This window comes from Bradyrhizobium sp., from assembly GCF_035273305.1.
Lineage (GTDB): Bacteria > Pseudomonadota > Alphaproteobacteria > Rhizobiales > Xanthobacteraceae > Bradyrhizobium.
Map to the genome: position 1 here is coordinate 1 of NZ_DATEPI010000262.1, position 18,750 is coordinate 18,750.

The 18,750-nt window shown below is 60.3% G+C and carries 22 protein-coding genes; 9 read left to right on the forward strand and 13 right to left on the reverse strand.

Annotated elements, in window-relative coordinates:
- The 6 genes from VJV58_RS17350 to VJV58_RS17375 all read left to right on the forward strand — a co-directional run.
- On the forward strand, positions 1 to 511 hold a 511-nt coding region (locus VJV58_RS17350; protein WP_324138595.1), incomplete at its 5' end, for an amidase family protein.
- A gap of 110 nt (positions 512 to 621) precedes the next feature.
- A complete protein-coding gene (locus VJV58_RS17355; RefSeq protein ID WP_324138596.1) occupies positions 622 to 831 on the forward strand; it encodes a ferredoxin in 210 nt (69 codons plus the stop codon).
- Positions 832 to 897: 66 nt separating this feature from the next.
- On the forward strand, positions 898 to 2,139 hold the full coding sequence (locus VJV58_RS17360; protein ID WP_324138597.1) for a cytochrome P450: 1,242 nt from the start codon (positions 898 to 900) through the stop codon (positions 2,137 to 2,139).
- A 77-nt stretch (positions 2,140 to 2,216) separates the two neighbouring features.
- On the forward strand, positions 2,217 to 2,882 hold the full coding sequence (locus tag VJV58_RS17365; protein ID WP_324138598.1) for a sulfite oxidase-like oxidoreductase: 666 nt from the start codon (positions 2,217 to 2,219) through the stop codon (positions 2,880 to 2,882).
- 59 nt (positions 2,883 to 2,941) lie between these two features.
- Positions 2,942 to 4,165, forward strand: a complete 1,224-nt coding sequence (locus tag VJV58_RS17370; protein WP_324138599.1) for a bifunctional alpha/beta hydrolase/OsmC family protein — start codon at positions 2,942 to 2,944, stop codon at positions 4,163 to 4,165.
- Between the two features lie 48 nt (positions 4,166 to 4,213).
- Entirely contained in the window at positions 4,214 to 5,218 is a 1,005-nt protein-coding gene (locus VJV58_RS17375; protein ID WP_324138600.1) for a fatty acid desaturase family protein, read from the forward strand.
- Here VJV58_RS17375 and VJV58_RS17380 read toward each other — a convergent pair.
- A complete protein-coding gene (locus tag VJV58_RS17380) occupies positions 5,156 to 6,235 on the reverse strand; it encodes a YeeE/YedE family protein (RefSeq protein ID WP_324138601.1) in 1,080 nt (359 codons plus the stop codon). The genes VJV58_RS17375 and VJV58_RS17380 overlap by 63 nt on opposite strands.
- A gap of 259 nt (positions 6,236 to 6,494) precedes the next feature.
- Here VJV58_RS17380 and paaI point away from each other — a divergent pair, with 259 nt between their 5' ends.
- Positions 6,495 to 6,959: a hydroxyphenylacetyl-CoA thioesterase PaaI gene (gene paaI / locus VJV58_RS17385; protein WP_324138602.1), complete on the forward strand. Its 465-nt coding sequence runs from the start codon at positions 6,495 to 6,497 to the stop codon at positions 6,957 to 6,959.
- Between the two features lie 25 nt (positions 6,960 to 6,984).
- On the forward strand, positions 6,985 to 8,310 hold the full coding sequence (gene paaK / locus VJV58_RS17390) for a phenylacetate--CoA ligase PaaK (protein ID WP_324138603.1): 1,326 nt from the start codon (positions 6,985 to 6,987) through the stop codon (positions 8,308 to 8,310).
- An 81-nt stretch (positions 8,311 to 8,391) separates the two neighbouring features.
- On the opposite strand, the gene paaE is transcribed toward paaK, so the two are convergent.
- From paaE to VJV58_RS17450, 12 genes are all read right to left on the reverse strand, one after another.
- Positions 8,392 to 9,489 carry a 1,2-phenylacetyl-CoA epoxidase subunit PaaE gene (gene paaE / locus VJV58_RS17395; RefSeq protein ID WP_324138604.1) on the reverse strand — a complete coding sequence of 366 codons (1,098 nt, stop codon included), beginning with the start codon at positions 9,487 to 9,489 and terminating at the stop codon, positions 8,392 to 8,394.
- Positions 9,480 to 9,983: a 1,2-phenylacetyl-CoA epoxidase subunit PaaD gene (gene paaD, locus VJV58_RS17400; RefSeq protein ID WP_324138605.1), complete on the reverse strand. Its 504-nt coding sequence runs from the start codon at positions 9,981 to 9,983 to the stop codon at positions 9,480 to 9,482. The genes paaE and paaD overlap by 10 nt, the downstream gene beginning before the upstream one ends.
- Positions 9,977 to 10,753 (reverse strand): 1,2-phenylacetyl-CoA epoxidase subunit PaaC, encoded by a 777-nt coding sequence (gene paaC / locus VJV58_RS17405; protein WP_324138606.1) that lies wholly within the window; start codon positions 10,751 to 10,753, stop codon positions 9,977 to 9,979. Before paaC ends, paaD begins: the two co-directional genes overlap by 7 nt.
- A 121-nt stretch (positions 10,754 to 10,874) precedes the next feature.
- Positions 10,875 to 11,162: a 1,2-phenylacetyl-CoA epoxidase subunit PaaB gene (paaB, locus tag VJV58_RS17410; protein ID WP_324138607.1), complete on the reverse strand. Its 288-nt coding sequence runs from the start codon at positions 11,160 to 11,162 to the stop codon at positions 10,875 to 10,877.
- A gap of 28 nt (positions 11,163 to 11,190) precedes the next feature.
- Complete coding sequence (paaA, locus tag VJV58_RS17415) at positions 11,191 to 12,177, reverse strand: 1,2-phenylacetyl-CoA epoxidase subunit PaaA (RefSeq protein WP_324138608.1); 987 nt, start codon at positions 12,175 to 12,177, stop codon at positions 11,191 to 11,193.
- 69 nt (positions 12,178 to 12,246) lie between these two features.
- Entirely contained in the window at positions 12,247 to 13,116 is an 870-nt protein-coding gene (paaX, locus tag VJV58_RS17420; protein WP_324138609.1) for a phenylacetic acid degradation operon negative regulatory protein PaaX, read from the reverse strand.
- 64 nt (positions 13,117 to 13,180) lie between these two features.
- Entirely contained in the window at positions 13,181 to 13,951 is a 771-nt protein-coding gene (locus tag VJV58_RS17425) for an alpha/beta hydrolase (protein WP_324138610.1), read from the reverse strand.
- Between the two features lie 209 nt (positions 13,952 to 14,160).
- Positions 14,161 to 15,447 carry a DUF445 domain-containing protein gene (locus tag VJV58_RS17430; RefSeq protein WP_324138611.1) on the reverse strand — a complete coding sequence of 429 codons (1,287 nt, stop codon included), beginning with the start codon at positions 15,445 to 15,447 and terminating at the stop codon, positions 14,161 to 14,163.
- Positions 15,448 to 15,675: 228 nt separating this feature from the next.
- Positions 15,676 to 16,152, reverse strand: coding sequence for a phasin (locus VJV58_RS17435; RefSeq protein ID WP_324138612.1), 477 nt, complete (start codon positions 16,150 to 16,152; stop codon positions 15,676 to 15,678).
- Between the two features lie 159 nt (positions 16,153 to 16,311).
- Positions 16,312 to 16,908 (reverse strand): GNAT family N-acetyltransferase, encoded by a 597-nt coding sequence (locus VJV58_RS17440; RefSeq protein ID WP_324138613.1) that lies wholly within the window; start codon positions 16,906 to 16,908, stop codon positions 16,312 to 16,314.
- On the reverse strand, positions 16,905 to 17,987 hold the full coding sequence (locus VJV58_RS17445; RefSeq protein WP_324138614.1) for an alpha/beta fold hydrolase: 1,083 nt from the start codon (positions 17,985 to 17,987) through the stop codon (positions 16,905 to 16,907). Before VJV58_RS17445 ends, VJV58_RS17440 begins: the two co-directional genes overlap by 4 nt.
- A complete protein-coding gene (locus VJV58_RS17450) occupies positions 17,984 to 18,367 on the reverse strand; it encodes a hypothetical protein (RefSeq protein ID WP_324138615.1) in 384 nt (127 codons plus the stop codon). The genes VJV58_RS17445 and VJV58_RS17450 overlap by 4 nt, the downstream gene beginning before the upstream one ends.
- Positions 18,368 to 18,535: 168 nt before the next feature.
- On the opposite strand from VJV58_RS17450, the gene VJV58_RS17455 reads away from it, so the two are divergent.
- Positions 18,536 to 18,750, forward strand: a 215-nt coding sequence (locus tag VJV58_RS17455) for an alpha/beta hydrolase (RefSeq protein ID WP_324138616.1), incomplete at its 3' end; no start/stop codon positions are given.

An 18,750-nucleotide genomic window follows, 5' to 3' on the forward strand; every position in this document is an offset into this window, starting at 1 on the left:
CTTCCACGTGCTGCGCGCATTTGATTTTGCCATCAGCAAGGCAGCGCTGTTGCGCAGCAAGCGTGATCTGCTCAAGCCCGAAGTGATCTGGAACATTGAGGAAGGACTGAAGCTGAGCGTCGAGCAGCTCGAGCGCGCCGAAGCGCAGCGCATTGCGATGACGGGCCGCACGCTGGAATTCTTCAAGACGTACGATTTGCTCTTGAGCCCGGCGACCATCGTGCCACCATTCCCGGTCGAGAACCGCTACGTCGCCGAGTGCGCGGGCAAGAAATTCGACAACTACGTCGAGTGGCTCGGCATCGTCTATGCGATCACCCTGGTGTGCTGCCCTGCGCTTTCACTACCGTGCGGATTCACCGCCTCGGGCTTGCCGGTCGGGCTTCAGATGGTGGCCGCCCCACGCGCCGAACTGCAGCTTCTCGCCGGCGCCAAGATGCTGGAGGATGTTCTGGGCCTTCGCGGAACGACTCCGATTAATCCAAATCAACCACCGAAGCCGGCCAGCTGAGCTTGGCATGCTCGGGCCCGAGCGGCGATTGGCCGCTAGCGGGATACGCATGCGCGGCTATAATGACCACAACCGCGTGCGATTAACGCGGATGATAGAGGGACGCTGGAATGGCCGGAAAGCTGAAAGTACATGTCGACCAGGAGAAGTGCCAGGGACATGCCCGCTGCAAATCGCTAGCGCCCGAGCTGTTCAATCTCGACGAATTCGGCAATGCCCATGAGATCGGTGATGGCAGTGTCCCGGCGGGGCTAGAGGACAAGGCCTGGCTGGCGCAGTCCAATTGCCCGGAAATTGCAATCGAAGTGGTTGAGGAATGAGTTTTGATGTCGAAAACGTTTGATTCCGCTCTATTTGATTTTGGCGATTGAACCAGAGGAATTCTGATGTCCGATCCAGCCCGCGCAATACCCGATGCCGACCCTGTTATTTCCGATCATCCTCCGGTGACAGATTGGGTTCACGATTTCGACCATACCGATCCGCGCTGGACTGAAAACCCATTTCCGATCTGGGACGAATTGCGGGCGGCATCCCCGGTGGTTCATACCGGTCGGTTCCTGGGCTGCTACATGCCGACCACCTATCAGGCGGTGAGAGAGATCGCCAACGACACCGAGCATTTTTCCTCGCGGCGCGTGATCGTCCGCGACATCCGGCCGGAAATTACCGCTACTGCCCCACCCATCACGTCAGATCCACCTGAGCATAAACCGGCGAAGCAGTTGCTGCTGCCACCGTTCACGCCGGATGCCATGAAAAAACTGGAGCCGAGGGTGCGCGCGATCTGCAACGAGCTGATTGATGAGTTCATCAACGATGGCAAATGCGATGCGGCCGCGCGTTACACCAGGCACATTCCGGTCCGCGCCATTGCGCACATGCTCGGGATAGCTGAAAAGGACGGCGACCTTTTCATCAAATGGATCCATGGCATTCTTGAACTCGGCATCAAGGATGATGCCGCGCTGATGAGCGCCGTCCGCGAGATGACCGATTATTTTGCCGCGCATCTCGAACAGCGCAAGCAAAATCCAAGCGACGACCTGATTTCGACGTTGATGAAAGCCCGGGACAGCAACGGTGAGCCGCTGTCCGATAGCCACGTGTTAGGTTCGCTGCGGCTGTTGCTGATTGCCGGCATTGACACCACCTGGAGCGCAATCGGCTCGTCGCTGTGGCATTTGGCGAAGACGCCCGCGGATCGCGAGCGTCTTGTGGCCGAGCCGGAACTGATGCCCAGTGCAGTCGAGGAATTGCTGCGCGCCTATTCGCCGGTAACGATGGCGCGCGAGGTGATAAAGGAGACCGTGATCAGTGGCTGCCCGATAAAGCCCGGCAACATGGTGCTGCTGTCGTTTCCCGCCGCCAATCGCGATCCGGCGATGTTCCCCGACGCTGACAAAGTCGTGCTCGACCGCAAGGAGAACCGCCACGCGGCCTTTGGGCTTGGCATTCACCGCTGCGTCGGCTCCAATCTCGCCCGCATGGAGATGACGGTAGCAATCGAGGAGTGGCTCAAGCGCATTCCCGATTTCAGGCTCGACCCGGCCGGTCAGGTCACGTGGTCGGAAGGTACGGTGCGCGGACCTCGCCAGCTTCCGCTGCTGTTTCGAAAGGCGGGCTGAACATCAAACTCGCTTTGTGCGTCGATGGATCGAATGTGGCCGATCAACTCGCGGACGATGCCACGATGGCGTGAGATATGGCCGAGCAGAACGAACAGCCGCCGCCGAGCAAGCTGACCCGCAGCAAACAGCGCTGGGCGCGAGAAGGACGCTTCCTCACCGGAAGGAGTTCACGACCTGAACAGCAGCGGCTGCCCCCAGGACAGCACCTTACGCGAGACTGGCCCGTGCTCGACTTAGGTCTCACGCCGCAAATCTCCAGAGAGCGCTGGCGCCTCGACGTTTACGGCGCGGTCGAGAACCCGCTGTTCTGGGACTTCGCGCGGTTCACGGCGGAGCCGCAGACGAAGTCCATATCGGACATTCATTGCGTCACCACATGGTCGCGCTATGACAACCAATGGGAGGGTCTCGCGACGCGCGACCTGCTGATGGCCTGCCAGCCGCGCCGGGAAGCACGGCATCTCGTGCTGCACTCCCATGACGGCTATACCACCAATCTCGCGCTGGAGGATTTTGCCGCCGATGGCGCCCTGCTCGCCCATAGCTGGTCCGGCGCGCCGCTGGAGCAGGAACATGGCGGGCCGGTCCGGCTGGTCGTGCCGCATCTGTATTTCTGGAAAAGCGCAAAGTGGCTGCAAAGCATTGAATTTCTCGCGCAGGATGCGCCGGGTTATTGGGAAGTGCGCGGTTACCATAATCGCGGCGATCCATGGACCGAGCAGCGCTATTCGGGGGATTGACGCTTCGCACCGACGTCTCGCTATGAGAGAAGCGGAGACCATCACCATGGAGAGAGCGCATGCCGACCGAGCGTTTTCAGTTCAGGGGTGAAGGCGGCCATCAACTCGCGGCATCGCTGGATCTGCCCGACGGCGAGCCACTGGCCTACGCGCTGTTCGCCCATTGCTTCACCTGCGGCAAGGATGGGCTGGCGGCACGGCGCATCGCCGCGAGTTTGATGGCAAAGGGCATCGCGGTGCTGCGCTTCGACTTCACGGGTCTCGGCTCCAGTGAGGGCGATTTCGCAAACTCGACTTTTTCCTCGAATATCGCCGATCTGGTGCGGGCCGCTGATCATCTTCGCGAGATTCGAAAAGGCCCGGCGATCCTGATTGGCCATAGCCTTGGAGGTGCCGCCGTTCTGGCTGCAGCACGGCAAATTCCAGATGCCAAGGCGGTCGTGACGATCGGGGCGCCCTCCGATCCCGCCCATGTCACCGGCCTCTTTAGGGATCGGGTCGATGACATCCGCAACCAGGGCAAAATCGAGATTTCGCTCGCTGGACGGCCCTTTCAGATCAGTAGCGGATTCCTCGACGACATCGCAGAACAAGGCTTGATTGCCCACGTCACCAATCTGCACAAGGCGCTGCTGATCATGCACGCGCCCACGGACGCGATCGTCGGCATCGATAACGCGAGCCGGATTTTCATTGCCGCGAGACATCCAAAGAGCTTTGTTTCGCTCGCGGGCGCGGACCATCTGCTCAGCGCGACGCGCGATGCGGTCTATGTCGCCGACGTGATCGCCGCGTGGGTCACGCGCTATCTCGATCACATCATGGCGGAGCAACCCGAAGTGCCCGATGAGGCGCCTCGCAATGTGCTTGTTCGGGAGACCCGCAGCGGCAAGTTCCAGCAAGCTATTTCGATCGGCCCACATCGCCTGATTGCCGATGAGCCTGTTCGGTCAGGCGGGGAAGACAGCGGTCCCGGGCCATATGATTTTGTCTTGGCTGGGCTGGGCGCCTGCACTGCCATGACGATGCGCCTCTATGCGGATCGGAAGTCGCTGCCGCTGGATCGCGTGAGCGTGATGCTGAAGCACAGCAAGATCCATGCGCAAGATTGCGCCGAGTGCGAGACGAGGATCGGGATGCTCGATCAAATCGATCGGGTCATCACGATCGAAGGGGCGCTGGACGCCGAGCAACGCAGCAAGCTGCTGGAGATCGCCGATAAATGCCCGGTGCATCGCACACTGACATCGGAGATTCACATTGTGACCCGCGCCGCCGATTGACGGACCGCCTGGCCGGCGTATCATCGCTAACTTCGCAAGAGAGCCCCGATGCCGGTTGTCGCACGCGTCGATCCCAAAAGTGTTTTTACACCGGTTGAATGGAGCCGGCTGACTTCGCGCAATTCTCTACGCGGGATGTGGCTCGTGGTTCACGCCTGGGCAACGATTGCCGCGGCCATCGCATTGGTCGCGTCATGGCCAAATCCCCTGACATGGCTGATCGCCGTGACGGTGGTTGGAGCACGCCAGCTCGGGCTCGCCATTCTGATGCACGAGGCCGCGCACGGTGGAATTCACCACAACAAAGCAATCAATGAATGGATCGGACAATGGCTGTGCGCGGTGCCGGTCGGCGCTGATCTCGCCAGCTACCGGTCATATCACCTGCAGCATCACAAGTTCACACAGCAGCCGGAAGACCCCGATCTATCGCTTTCGGCGCCATTCCCGATTAGCAAGGAAAGCTTTCATCGCAAGGTGATCCGCGATCTTACCGGCCAGACGTTTGTAAAGCAGCGATTGCCTCTGTTCCTCTCGCTTTTCAAGCGCGGAACCATCGACGACGGCCTGTCGCACGACAGCTTCGTCTCTGCCGGAAGAGACAAGATGGCCCGCTTTCTTGGCATCAATGCCGTCCTGTTCGGACTGTTTTTGCTGGCGGGCGCCGGCGTCTGGTACTGGGCCGTCTGGATATTGGCCATGGCGACCTGGCTGCCACTGGTTACCCGCATCCGCAACATCGCCGAACACGCCTGCACGTCAACCGGAGAAGATCCGTTCAGTCATGCCCGCACCACGCTCGCCAATCCAATTGAGCGGTTGCTCATTGCGCCCTATTGGGTGAACTATCACTCCGAGCACCATCTGTTCATGTACCTGCCGTGCTATCGCCTGCCCGAAGCACATCGGCTGCTCGCGGAAAAAGGCCTGATCGAGCGGATGGAAGTGCGCCCCCGGTTATCTCGAAGTCATGCGACTGGCGACGTCGCGTTAGCGCGCTTGAGTCGCATCAGGCGCTGGCACCGGCGGCTGAACCCGGAGCGCGCCGCGTAGCCCGGCTGCCGTGCCGAGCAATATTCCACCCACCGCAACGAACGAGGGCAACGCGAGGGTGGAGAGACCCGTCAGGCCCTGGCCTATCGAGCAGCCATAAGCCATTGCGCCACCCGCTCCCATAAGCGCAGCTCCGCCGATCGAGCGCACCATCTGGCGTGGCGACGTAAAGCTTTCAAGCCGGAACTGGCCTGTCGCCAGTGCCGTCACCAGACTTCCAGCAAACACGCCGGCCACCATGGTGATGCCGAAATTCAGGGTCAGTCCGGTCGAGAGCATCGCGTATTGCACCGCGTCGGCGATCGGCGCGATGAAAGTGAGCGAGGTGACCGCGACAGGATTGAAATCATCGGCGCCGAGGTAACCTGTCGCGAACCATCCGGCTGCAATCAGTAGTCCGACGCCAATGCCGGCCGCGACCTGTCCCCACGCGCGCTGAAACGGCGCGTGCGCGAACGCGAAAATAATGAGCGCTCCCGCAATCACGGAAGCCGCGATTGTTCGCGCGAATGTCTCGCCCAAGCCTAACGTCGAAAACAATGCTGGCAGTGAAATTGTCCGTGGCGCGGTCTGAGAAGCCTGCAGCACGGCGATGCGGGCCGGCGCAATTAATCCCTTAAGCGTCATCTGCGCGGCGATACCAAGCACGAGCACGACCAGAAGCGATCGCAAGTTGCCGCGCCCGAGCAGCACCAGCGCCCGCGAGCCGCAGCCGTTCGAAAGCACCATACCGTAGCCGAACAACAGTCCGCCAACGAACATCAGCGGCGCCGAGAAGGAGGGCTGCAGATAGATCGATTTGCCGAGATCGACGAAATTGCCCGCCGCAAGAAGCTGGGTTGCGGCGATCGCCACTCCAAGCGCAAGGGCATACGTCCTGATCAGGCGGCCATCGCCCTTGCCCCACCAGCCGCGCAAACCGCTAAGCAGACAAAAACCGCTGAGCAAGCCGATCGCACCATAGGCGAGGCCGATCACCAGTCCGCTCATTACGACAATGTTGCCACCGTCCTGCATGGCTTTTCCCGAGGCTTTCCGCGGGACCTCCCCGCAGTTCGCAACGTAAAATAGGAATGAACTTCCATGCTGCTATAACGTCTGGTGCATAGGTCAGTCCACGCCCTGCAGCAGCAAAGAAGAATGTTGTCGTCTGACAGGCGACCAAGGGAAGAAAGGTTTCGCTTGCAGCGGTAATGCCAGCGAATTTATGCTCGCCTACCGCCGCTCTGTGTCGGGCGGAAATCGTTGATGACAGGCGGCTTGCGATGGAAGCACAGTGAACGTCAAGACCACGCTTTCGAGTGAGGATCTGGCGCGGGCGTGCGCCGACGCGATGTGGCGGGAAGACGACGCCAGCAAGGGTCTCGGAATGCAGATCGTGCAGATCAAGCCCGGCGAGGCCGTCCTGAGCATGACGATTCTCCCGAGCATGGTGAACGGGCACGGCATCGCCCATGGCGGTTTCATCTTCACCCTCGCGGATTCGGCTTTTGCGTTTGCGTGCAATTCGCACAATCAGCGCGCGGTCGCAGCGCAGTGCCACATTTCTTTTATCCGTCCCGGCAAACTCGGCGACCGCCTTGTCGCGACTGCCCGTGAAATCTCGCGAAGCGGGCGTTCCGGAATCTACGACGTCCGTGTCACGGTCAAGGAAACGGCGATTGCCGAGTTGCGCGGTCATTCCCGCACCATCGGCGGCACATGGGTGCCCTCCGCCGCGGAACGCGACAGCGAGGATTAACAGCAGCAGATTTGAGGAAACACCGATGGCCTCGATCAATCTTCGACCAAAGCGAAGCGGCTACAGCGCGGAGATGGATGAGCTCGAGCGCGCATCGCGCGACGAAATTATGGCGTTGCAAACGAAGCGCCTCGCCTCGACGCTGACCCGCGTCTACGACAACGTCGCGCACTACAAGAAATGCTTCGATAAAGCCGGCATACACCCGCGAGATTTTCGGCAACTATCCGACCTGAAGAATTTTCCATTCACGGCAAAAACCGATTTGCGCGACAATTATCCGTTCGACATGTTCGCGGTACCGCGCGACAGACTGGTTCGTGTCCATGCTTCCTCCGGCACGACCGGCAAGCCCATTGTGGTGGGATATACCCGGACCGATATCGAGACCTGGTCCGACGTCATGGCGCGATCAATCAGGGCGGCCGGTGGCCGGAGCGGCATGATCATCCATAACGCCTATGGCTACGGTCTGTTTACCGGCGGGCTCGGCGTGCATTACGGCGCCGAGCGGCTTGGCTGCACTGTAGTGCCGATCTCGGGTGGCATGACGACGCGGCAAGTGCAGCTGATCAATGATTTTAAACCTGAGATCATCACGGTGACGCCGAGCTACATGCTCGCGATCCTGGACGAATTCAAACGGCAGGGACTCGATCCACGCAAGTCGTCACTGAAAATCGGCATCTTCGGCGCCGAACCCTGGACCAATGCCATGCGGGCCGAGATTGAACAGTCGTTCGACATGGACGCCACCGACATCTACGGGCTCTCGGAGGTTATCGGCCCCGGGGTGGCGCAGGAATGCATTGAGACCAAGGACGGCCTGCACATCTGGGAGGATCATTTTTACCCGGAAGTGATCGATCCCGAGACCGGCGCCGTGTTGCCGGACGGCGAAAAGGGCGAACTCGTATTCACCTCCCTGACAAAGGAAGCTTTCCCCATCATCCGCTATCGCACCCGCGATCTCACGCGGCTGCTGCCGGGTACGGCGCGGCCCGGCATGCGGCGTATGGAGAAAGTCACCGGACGTTCCGATGACATGATCATCCTGCGCGGTGTCAACGTGTTTCCGACGCAGATAGAAGAAGTGCTGCTCGCGACCGACTGGTGCGGCGGTCATTTCATAATTGAACTGACGCGCGAGGGACGGATGGATGTAATGACAGTGGTGGCGGAAGCGCGCCCCGAAAGCTGGGACGGCAAAGGCCTGCTCAGACACACCGAATTGACGACCACCCACATCAAGGAAACCGTCGGCATTCACGCCCGCGTCAAGGCAGTAGCGCCGGACACGCTGGAGCGGTCGCTGGGCAAAGCCAGGCGCGTGTTCGACAAACGCGCGTAGTGAGCTCGGATTCTAGCTTCATCCTTCGAGACGCTCCGGAGGATGAGGATCGGGTGGCGACAAAGAGGCCTAGGAAACATTCTACACGTGGTCGTAATCGACGACGACCGTCTCGGAAGTCGGGCGCGCCTGGCAGGTGAGTATAAAGCCCGCTTCCAATTCCCACGGCTCCAGCGAGTAGTTCACTTCCATGTGCGCGCTTCCCTCGATCAACTTGGCGCGGCAGGTCGAACACATTCCCCCTTTGCACGCGAACGGCAGGTCCACCCCCGCACGAGAGGCCGCATCGAGAATGGCTTCTCCTTCCGCGACTGGCACATCCCGGCGCTTACCATCGATGATGAGGGACGCTATTGCCTTGGGCGGCGCACTCGCGGCTATTGGCGCCTTTGGACGCGGCTTGCCGCCAAGGCCGGAGACAAAACGCTCGACGTGAATGCGATCGGCAGGAATGCCAAGCTCCCTGCAGGTCGCCTCGATTTTTTCGCTCATAACTGTGGGACCGCAGATGAACACATGATCGACGGTTGCGGCCGGCACCAGCGAGCGCAACAGCACCCTCACCTTCTCGCTATCGAGCCGGCCGTGCAGGATCGGGATGTCCTGTTCTTCGCCTGAGATCACGTGAAAAACTGAAAGCCGCTGGATGAACCGGTCCTTGAGTTCCTCCAGTGCCTCGCGAAACAGCACGCCGGCCGTCGAGCGGTTGCCATAGAACAGGAAGATTCGGCTGTCCGGCTCGCGCGCCAGAACTCCTTTGACGATCGAAAGAACAGGCGTGATGCCGGAGCCGGCAGCAAAGGCGACATAGACCCGCGCCTCGCCCGGGTTCGCCGCCGCAACCCCGAAACGGCCAGTCGGCGTCATCACGTCAATCTCGTCGCCGGGCTTCAGCTCATCCGCGGCCCAACTCGAAAACGCCCCGCCGTCGACCTTTTTCACCGCAATGCGCAATTCGCCATCATCGGGACCAGAGCAGATGGAATAGGAGCGGCGCACCTCCTCCCCGTCCATCATGGTGCGCAACGTCAAATATTGCCCGGGGCTGAAACGATAGTCGTCCGCGAGCGCCTGCGGGATCGCAAACGTCAGGGACACGGCATCCCTGGATTCGCGGCGCAGATCATCGACCGCCAAGCGGTGAAACCGGGGAATCGAGGCGGAGATGTTCAGTGACATTTGAAATAGTCGAACGGTTCACGGCAACTTCTGCAACGCCAAAGCGCCTTGCACGAGGTCGAACCGAATTCGGATAACACCTCGGTATCGCTGGAGCCGCATTGCGGGCACGCCACCTGTTCCACGCCAAACAGCGCGCGGCGGGGACTCGCCGGCTGCGGCGGAGCGATGCCGTACTCCCGGAGTTTGCGGCGGCCCTCTTCGCTCATCCAGTCGGTGGTCCAGGCCGGTGACAGCACCGTACATACTTTTGAGTTGCGAAATCCGCTGCGCTCCAGCGCCAGCTCAATTTCGAGCTTGATCATGTTCATCACTGGACAACCGGAATAGGTCGGAGTGATCGCGACTTCAACGCAACCATCATTGATCGCGACATCGCGCAGCACACCGAGATCGGCAATCGTAAGCACCGGAATTTCCGGATCAACGACGCCTGCGACTACTTCCCAAGCACGCTGGACGAGTTCCTCGTTTCTGAGCGCGGCGATTACCATGTGACACCCGGAAATGTCCGCTGCATCGATTGCAATTCGCTAAGCAGGTGGCCGAGGTGCTCGCTGTGCCTGCCGCTGCGGCCGCCCTTTTGCATCCAATCGCTTCTCGGCAATGCCAGCGTCGCCTCGCTCATCACGGAAGAAACGGTCTTAAACCAATGCGGATGCAACCCTGCGGGATCGATGCCAATCCCAGCATCGATCAGAGCGCGCTCGCTGTCATCGACCTCGAACATCTCGCCGGTGAAGGCCCAGAGATCGTCGACCGCGCCTTGCGCACGACGATGGCTTTCCTCAGTACCATCGCCAAGCCGGAGCATCCATTCCGACGAATGACGCAGATGGTACGCACTTTCCTTTTCCGATTTGGCTGCGATCGCCGCCAAAGTAGCATCGGCCGATTTCATCATCGCACGCCAGTAAAGATCGGCGAAGCCAGCATAGAAGAACTGGCGCACCATCGTGCGCGCGAAATCGCCGTTAGGCTGCTCCAGCAGCAGCAGGTTACGATAGTGCCTGACATCGCGCAGGTAGGCGAATTTGTCTTCGTCATTATCCTTGCCCTCGACGATGGCGGCGTAGCTGTAGAGTTCGCGCGCCTGGCCGAGCAGATCGAGGCCCATATTGGCTAGCGCCATATCCTCTTCCATCATCGGCGCGTGGCCGCACCATTCGGAAAGCCGGTGGCCGAGTATCAGCGCGTCGTCGGCCCGCCGCAGCACGTAAAGCACCAGCGGCGTTTCCGAAACCTTGATTGAGCCTGTAGCCATGTTTGTCGCTCGTCGCTCCCGCCTATCCCAACGGAAGCCTGAAAAGCAGGCTTCTCGAAGGATGAGCCAAGGCCTCGTGGCGCGAGGGCGCTACCGCGCTTTCTCGCCACCAGAATCAAAATCACATATGTCCGACTTCGTCAGGCACTTCATAGAAAGTGGGATGGCGATAAATCTTGGATTCGGCCGGCTCGAACATCATGCCCTTCTCTGTCGGATCCGACGCGGTGATCGCTGCCGACGGCACGACCCAGATCGACAGGCCCTCGCCGCGCCGGGTGTAGATGTCACGCGCCGCCTGCAGCGCCAATGTTGCATCGGCGGCGTGCAGTGAGCCGACATGCTTGTGCGCCAGCCCGTTACGGCTTCGAATGAACACTTCCCATAACGGCGTATTCGGCGTGCCCATGGTTGGCCTCCATCAATCCAATCGCGGCTTACGCGGCCGCCCGGCGGCTCCTGCGTTTCTCGGCGTAGGCCTGTGCGGCCTCCCGCACCCATGCGCCTTCATCATGGGCCTTTCGTCGCGCCGCCAGCCGCTCGCGGTTACAGGGGCCGTTCCCGGCAAGCACCTGCTTGAATTCATTCCAGTCGATCTCGCTGTACTCCCAATGTCCCGTCGTCTGGTTCAGCTTCATGCCGGGATCAGGAAGGGTCAGCCCCAAATATTGGGCCTGCGGTACCGTGGCATCGACGAATTTCTGCCGGAGCTCATCATTGGAGAAACGCTTGATCTTCCATTTCGTGGAGGTGTCGCTGTGCTGGCTCGCCTGGTCGGGCGGCCCGAACATCATCAACACTGGCCACCACCAGCGATCGAGCGCGTCCTGCGCCATCGCTCTCTGCTCGTCGGAGCCGCGCGCCAGCGTCAGCATGATCTCGTAGCCCTGACGCTGGTGAAACGATTCCTCCTTGCACACGCGGATCATCGCCCGCGCATACGGCCCGTAGGAGCAGCGGCACAGCGGAATCTGATTCATGATCGCCGCGCCGTCCACCAGCCATCCGATCACGCCGATATCCGCCCAGGTCAACGTGGGATAATTGAAGATCGAGGAATACTTCGCCTTGCCGGCCAGCATCTGATCAACCAGTTCCTCGCGCGAGGCGCCAAGCGTTTCAGCCGCCGCATACAGATAAAGCCCGTGGCCGCACTCGTCCTGCACTTTGGCCAACAGCGCCGCCTTGCGGCGAAGCGAGGGCGCGCGGGTGATCCAGTTGCCTTCCGGCAGCATGCCGACAATTTCGGAATGGGCGTGTTGGGAAATCTGCCGGGTCAGCGTCTTGCGATACGCGGCGGGCATCCAGTCATTCGGCTCAATCCGCTCTTCGGCATCGATCCGGGCCTGAAACTGCATGGCGCGCGCGGCGTCCTCACCGCTGGGGTTTTCGGCTTCCGATGTGTTGAGAGCCTGCGTGTACATCGCTGACCTCCGGGGACGCCGTGAAATATATAACAAAATATCTGATTTTCAAGTGGTTTATGTAACATATCACCGATCTCCGAAACGCTTGCGGAGTTCGGCTCCGCCTGATGGCAACGGGCCGCTCTCGTTGGAACCATGTTGGTCCAACCACTTTTCGGAACCGGGCAGCAAAGCACGATAGATTTCACCGCAGAGCTGCCGGGCCGGCCGCCCGGGCCAATTCTTCGGCAGCAATGCGGGCGGCAGTAGCGGATCGCGCAGCACCACGCGCCTGTAATAATGGATCAGTAATATCCGTGCGGTGAAGGCCTCGATGTCGGATAATCGCGCGCGCCGGCCGATCCAGGCGCGCAACGGCTCGAAGGTACCGATGAATTTCAGATAAGCATCTGAGGTGCGATCCAGCGGCCAGCTTTCGCTGAGAAGTCGCCGGCCGCTATCGTCCTCGGCGGAAACCTCGAGCCGGATCGCCCCGACTGCCTCCTCGGGGATCGGAACGCCTGATGGCGCGACCCACACGCCCGGCAGCGGGCTGCCGAACCCGGCATTTTTCAGTGCCTCGCGCGAAGCATCGCGCTCCTCGCTGCTGCCGATCAACAGGAGTTCGAACCGTCCGGTCCAATCCGATGCTTGCGGATCGTAGATGTGCCTGGTCGCGGTATCAAAGGTCTGCCGCCCTTTCTTCGCCAAGCGATAGAAGCTGTTTCGGCCGACCTTGCTGCGCTCGAGCCAACCATCCGCGGCAAGCCGGGACATCGCCGTGCGCACCACGCCACTATCGATGTCCAGTGTTTCAAAAAATCCCAGCAACGTTCCGAGCCAGATTGAACCACCGCGCGGCACGATCGCATCGCCAAAGACCGTAATGATGATGGAGCCTGTGCGCGATGGTTCGCGCTTCAGCTGTGTGAGGATGCGGGCAAGTGGATGCGGCATGCGCAACGCATAGCGCGTTTTCGCGACCTACAACAACGCAAGCCTGTGGCCCGCCGCGATGATCTTAACGATTGGGATCGGGATAGACCATGCTGCGCCATCCGGTGCGGTCGAACGGGGTCCACTTGCCTTCAGGTTGGGCAAGGCGATCGGCGACCGCATAAACGACGGCTGGATGGTGGCCCATGCCGCAATGGCTGCTTTCGACCTCGATGCTTTCGGACAGCGCCGACGCTTTTTCCATGCAGCCTTGCCAGGCGCAAATGCCGTCGGTTCGACTGAAGATCGCCGTCGTCGGGACAGGCGGCGGCTCAGCAACCGGTCCGCCGAACCGCTGAGTCTGCTCCTCGGCACTGCGGCCGCTCGCCATTTCGTAAACGCGCCAGGCATTGGTTGACTTCGGAGTGCCGGCAAATGGACTGCCGAGCGTGATGACGGAGCGCACGCGATCCGGCATCATCTTTGCGAGCTGGCGCGCGTACAGGCCGCCCAGGCTCCAGCCAATCAAGCTGACCTTACGTCCATGTACGTTGTTGAGTTCGGTGACCAGATCGAGCATCGCGCGTTGCACGCCCTCGCGCAGGCCAAGATTACGGCCTTGCCGCCAACCGCTCACCGCATATCCACGGTTTCGGAGAAAGCTCCTCAAGGGTCGCGTCGAACCATCGGAGGCGACAAGTCCGGGAAACACCAGCACCGGGTGGCCATCGCCCCTCGGGGCGAGGCTAAGCAGTGGCAACGCGCCAACAAACGCGCCGAACTCATGCAAGGCGCGGCCTTCCAGAAACATCAGCGTTCTGGATGGGGGGCGTAGCGTCTGGGCCGTGGCGGACATTGCATTCCTCTGGGAGGTGAAGGCGGCGCGGTGCAAGAACGTGGCTGAGGCAGGATCGTTCCGCAACGCAACAATTTCGAGAAGCTGCGGCGATTTCGAGAAGTTATGACCCTGATTCGTTTATTCAAGCGGCTGACTTGTATTCAAGCGACTGACTTGCGACCGGACAATAGAGCTCGGCGCTTAAACCACGTTGAGTGATGAAAAAGTCACAACAGCCGCAGCAGGAATTCAGCTGTGTAAAGTCCCAACCCGGCAAGGCCGCCGATCAGTGATCCGTTGAAACGGATGTATTGCAGGTCGCGGCCGATGTTGATTTCGATCAGTGAAATGAGCTGCCCCATGTCCCAGGCCTTGACCTGATCGGAGATGAAGCTCGACACCCCACTTTTCTGATCGGCAATGAAAGTTCGGAGCACAACGACCAGTCCGGCGTTGATCTCGGCGCGCAGCTCGGAATCGGCTTTCAGCGCGTCGCCTGCTTTCGCGAACATGCCGGCCAGATGTTGCTGCAGCACCTGAGTTTCGCCGCTGGCGCTGCGCTCGATAAACGAGCGCGCATTCGACCAGCTGTTGCGGATCAGGTCCGAGAGTTCCGGACGAGCCAACAGATCGCGTTTCAGTGTCTCGATTCGGTCGGCGTAACTGGGATCACTGCCGAGGCGATCGATGAACGACAACACCATACGATCGAATTCGCCGCGGAATGGATGGGCCGGATCGCTGCGGACTTCATCGAAAAATGCGGTGGCGGACGCGACAATCTTGTTCACCAGGTATTTGTCGGCACGATAAAGCTTCAGCAAAGTTGGCAGCTCGCCGCGGATTTTCTCGCGGACCATTGCCATGGTCTGCGGCTGGGTCAGCGATTCATGCACGATGCGTAGGATGTCGTCGAGCAGACCCTGGTGCCGGCCCTCCTGCACGAAGGCGCGCAATGTTCCCGCAGCCAGCGGCGCCAGATCGATCGACTGCAACTGAGTGGCGATGCGCCGCGTGATGAACGTCATCAGGCCCGATGTTTCGGTCGCGCTGACGGCTTCAGGCAAAAGCCGCAAGCTGAACCGGGCGAGATCGGCACTGCGCTTGCGATCGCGCAGCCAATCGGCAATGAACGAGCCGAAATCGATTTGGCGCAGCTTGGCTTCCACCGGCGCCGGCTCAAGAAAATGCACCTCAATGAATTCGCCGAGCTTATCGGCGATCCGCTGCTGGTTGCTCTGGATAATCGCGGTATGCGGGATTGGCAGCCCCAATGGCCTGCGAAACAGCGCCACCACGGCGTACCAATCTGCCAATCCTCCGATCGTGGCGGCCTCCGCGAACGCCGCGACGAAGCCGAACGCCGGATGAATCGGAAGCAGCAATTTTGCGGTCGCGAAAAGCGCCAGTGTTGCTGCCAACACCAACGTCGCCACGGTCTTTACACGCCGCAACTCGGCCGCGCGCGCTGCGTCCCCGGGGGCATCGAACACGAGTTTGGCCGGCATGATCATGGCATTTCCGAATGGAGAAATTTCCTCGGGAGTGGCCTCACGGCAAGCATATCGAAGGTCGCGCGAACTTGGCTGCGAACCGCGTCTTTAAGAAAAGCAGGCTCGTGGCGTGCGCAACTGGGCCTCGTCGCTACGTCGAACGACAGTGATAATCGAAAAACTTAAAAAAGAAGGCCCGCATCAAGCGGGCCTTCGAACTGACGCAACACAACTGACGGCAAGATCCGATCAGGCGGTTTTGGTGTAGACCTTCGCGAAGTTGTCCTGGGCCGTCTTGGCACTATCCGCGACAAGCTTGCCGAGATACTCAGTCGTCGACTTTGCACGCGACACCAACACTTCGCCACGCGCGCGTACCATATCCGACTGAATCTGCACGGCCTCGTTGAGCGACTTGGCGGAAGCCAGCTTGTCGATGCCCGCGAAAAACGTCTCGACATCCTGGTACAGCGCCTGCTGGATAGTGCGGCTGATCTTGGCGGCCTCGCTGACCGAGTTGGCAACGGCGGTCTCGATTACGTCGGTCGCCTTCTCCGAGCCTGCGTAAAAATCGGCGGCGCGGTCCTTGGCGGTGCCGGCGGTCTTCTTCACGAAGTCGCGGGCAGCCTCCGGTACTTCCAGGTTCTGAATGCTCTTGAACGCGTCCGTAACGGGCGCGAAAGCTTCCTTGACGTTGTTCAGCACGGAATTGGTTTCGGTTGTCATTGGGTCTCTCCATCCTCAGGTTTGAGCTATGGGCTCACCCCGTCCGGATTGGCCCGGGGCAACTCCTATATATGACAGTTAATGGTGCAATGCAATATGAATGTTGCGCCGCGACATCACGGGATCGTGACCGCCGCCTGCTAGGGAACCTTCGGCAGCTTAGTGCTGAACGGCGCCAGTCAACCCGTAGGCTTCGAGCTGCGCCCGGACCTGCGCCACGTCATGGCCGAGAACGACAATGTCGTGGCTTCTGCCCGCCTTGTCCTTGACGTGCTCCCGCAGCAGCGCCTCGGCCTTGAAACCGAGGCCTTCAAATATGGCGATGGCGCCGGTTTGGTCGACGGTCATCTGAACCACCAAGCGCTCAAGCCCGAAGCCCAAAGCGAGCGCGAACGTCTCCTGGGACAGTGCCCGGCCCACCCCCTGCCCGCGGACGTCGGAGGACACCACACTGCGGATCTCGCCAACATGGGGCGACCAGGATAGCGGATCGCGAACCAGCGTCCCGCATCCCACCACGGTGCCGCCCTTCCAGGCGAGCACGCTGGTAATCGCGCCGCGCTCGATTTCCTTGATCCACGCAGTCAAAACCTTCGGCTCGCTGATGTCGCGTGGCAGGAACAAGAGATCGTGCACCGGAAGCTTTTGCGCAAACGCGAGCACCGCCGCCTCGTCTGCCGGCGACATCAGCCGGAATTCGATCTCGCCGGCCTCGGTCGCCACCCGGCGCGGATAGGAACGTTTCTCGCTGCTCATGTCGATCTCTCGCATAACCATGAATCGAGTTTCGGCCATAGCCGCTTGATGGCGTTGGCGCCAGCTACCAGGCTGACATGGCCCCCCTTCAGGATCACCTCTTCCTTGTCTGCCGAACCGATCTTTTGGATCAAGTGTTTCGCGGCATCATAAGGCACGATGTGGTCGTGCTCGGCCACGGCATGCAGGATCGGCACTTTGATCTTGGATATATCGGCCTTGCGCCCGCCCACCGACATGGTGTCGTTGTAGAGCTTGTTATCCCACATCAAGTCCTTGGTGATCGCGCGAAAATACTCGCCGGCCAACGGCAGCGTATCGGTCGCCCAACGATCGAACATGCGGTACGATTTGACGTATTCGTCGTTCCAGATGTTCTCCCATAGCTGAACCTGGCTCGCGGCGCGTGATGCCGGCCTCAGCATCTCGAATGAAGACAGGATCATTTCGGGCGGGACGTTGCCGACGCTGTCGATCAGCCGGTCGACGTCAAAATAGCGCTTATCGGAGAAATTCTGGAACAGCTTCATTTCGCGGAAATCAATCGGCGTGGTGAAGCAAATCAGGTTTTTCAACGGTCCGTCGGCGAAGATCGAGCCGTACAGCAATGACAGCACGCCACCGAAGCAATAGCCGATCACGCTGATATCGGTTTCGCCGGAATCGCGCTGCACGCGGCGGACGCAATCCGGGATGAAGTCGAGCACGTAATCTTCCATCCGCAGCGACTTCTCTTCCGGCTTGGGCGCGCTCCAGTCCAGCATGTAAACGTCGTAGCCCCGCTTCAAGAGAAACTCGATGAAGCTTTGACCGGGCACCATGTCGAGGATGTAACCGCGATTGGTCGTCGCCATCACGATCAGGATCGGCACACGATAGATCTCGTCCGCAATCGGTCGATAGTGATACAGATTCATCGTACCGCGGACCGCCAGCACGTCCTTGGGTGTCGAGCCCAGCGCCGGTCCCGACGATGCGATATATTCGACGCCCTTGATGCTGCGCTGAATCGCGCGCTGCACCTCGATCTGGATCCGCTCTGGGATCGATGCCAGATCAAGGCCGGCAGGCGCGTTCATTTTTGCTCTCCTCGCACGGAGGGCGGCTGCTTGGTCCGCGGCGGGCTTGGCGCGACGGACTGACCGGCCGGAATGCCCGAGCTGTTTTGGAGTTCGTAAAGCAGCGCCTTGACCTCGTTCAACTGTCCTTCGATCGACTGCAAGCGCTCAGCCAGGCTGACCATCTGAGCCCTGCTCGGCAAATTCATGCTGACTAGATATTTTTCCATCAACTCGCCGAACTGCTTCTGTGCTCCCGCCGAGGCGCCGCCGACTTGATTGACGAGTTTGCTGAACTCCGGCGATGCCAAGGCCTGGCTGGCAAAGGAATTGAACCCCTTCTCCATCTCGCCGACCATGGTTTGCCAGATCGCAGCCGGATCGGTGCTCTTGTCTGCCATAGCGCCCTCCTTCGACTGCGAGTGTCTCGCCCGATCGGATGATACCACACCGTTGTGCCGGGACGGTCAACATGGCGGCCGCCGATTTATGCGCCTGGCGGCTTCTGCAGGCGCATAAACCATGTCATAGATTCCCCATTGCAATACCAGCGCTCAGGAACAGTGAACGTGAACGCACTCGCCCATCAGCCGCCGCAAATCGCCCGGGCGAACGGCATCGATATTTGTTACGAGATCTTCGGCGATCCCAATGCCGAACCGATGCTGCTGATCATGGGGCTAGGTGCCCAGATGATCCATTGGGATGACGATTTCTGCCGGCAACTTGCGACACGCGGCTTCCGCGTAATCCGGTTCGACAATCGTGACATCGGCAAATCCAG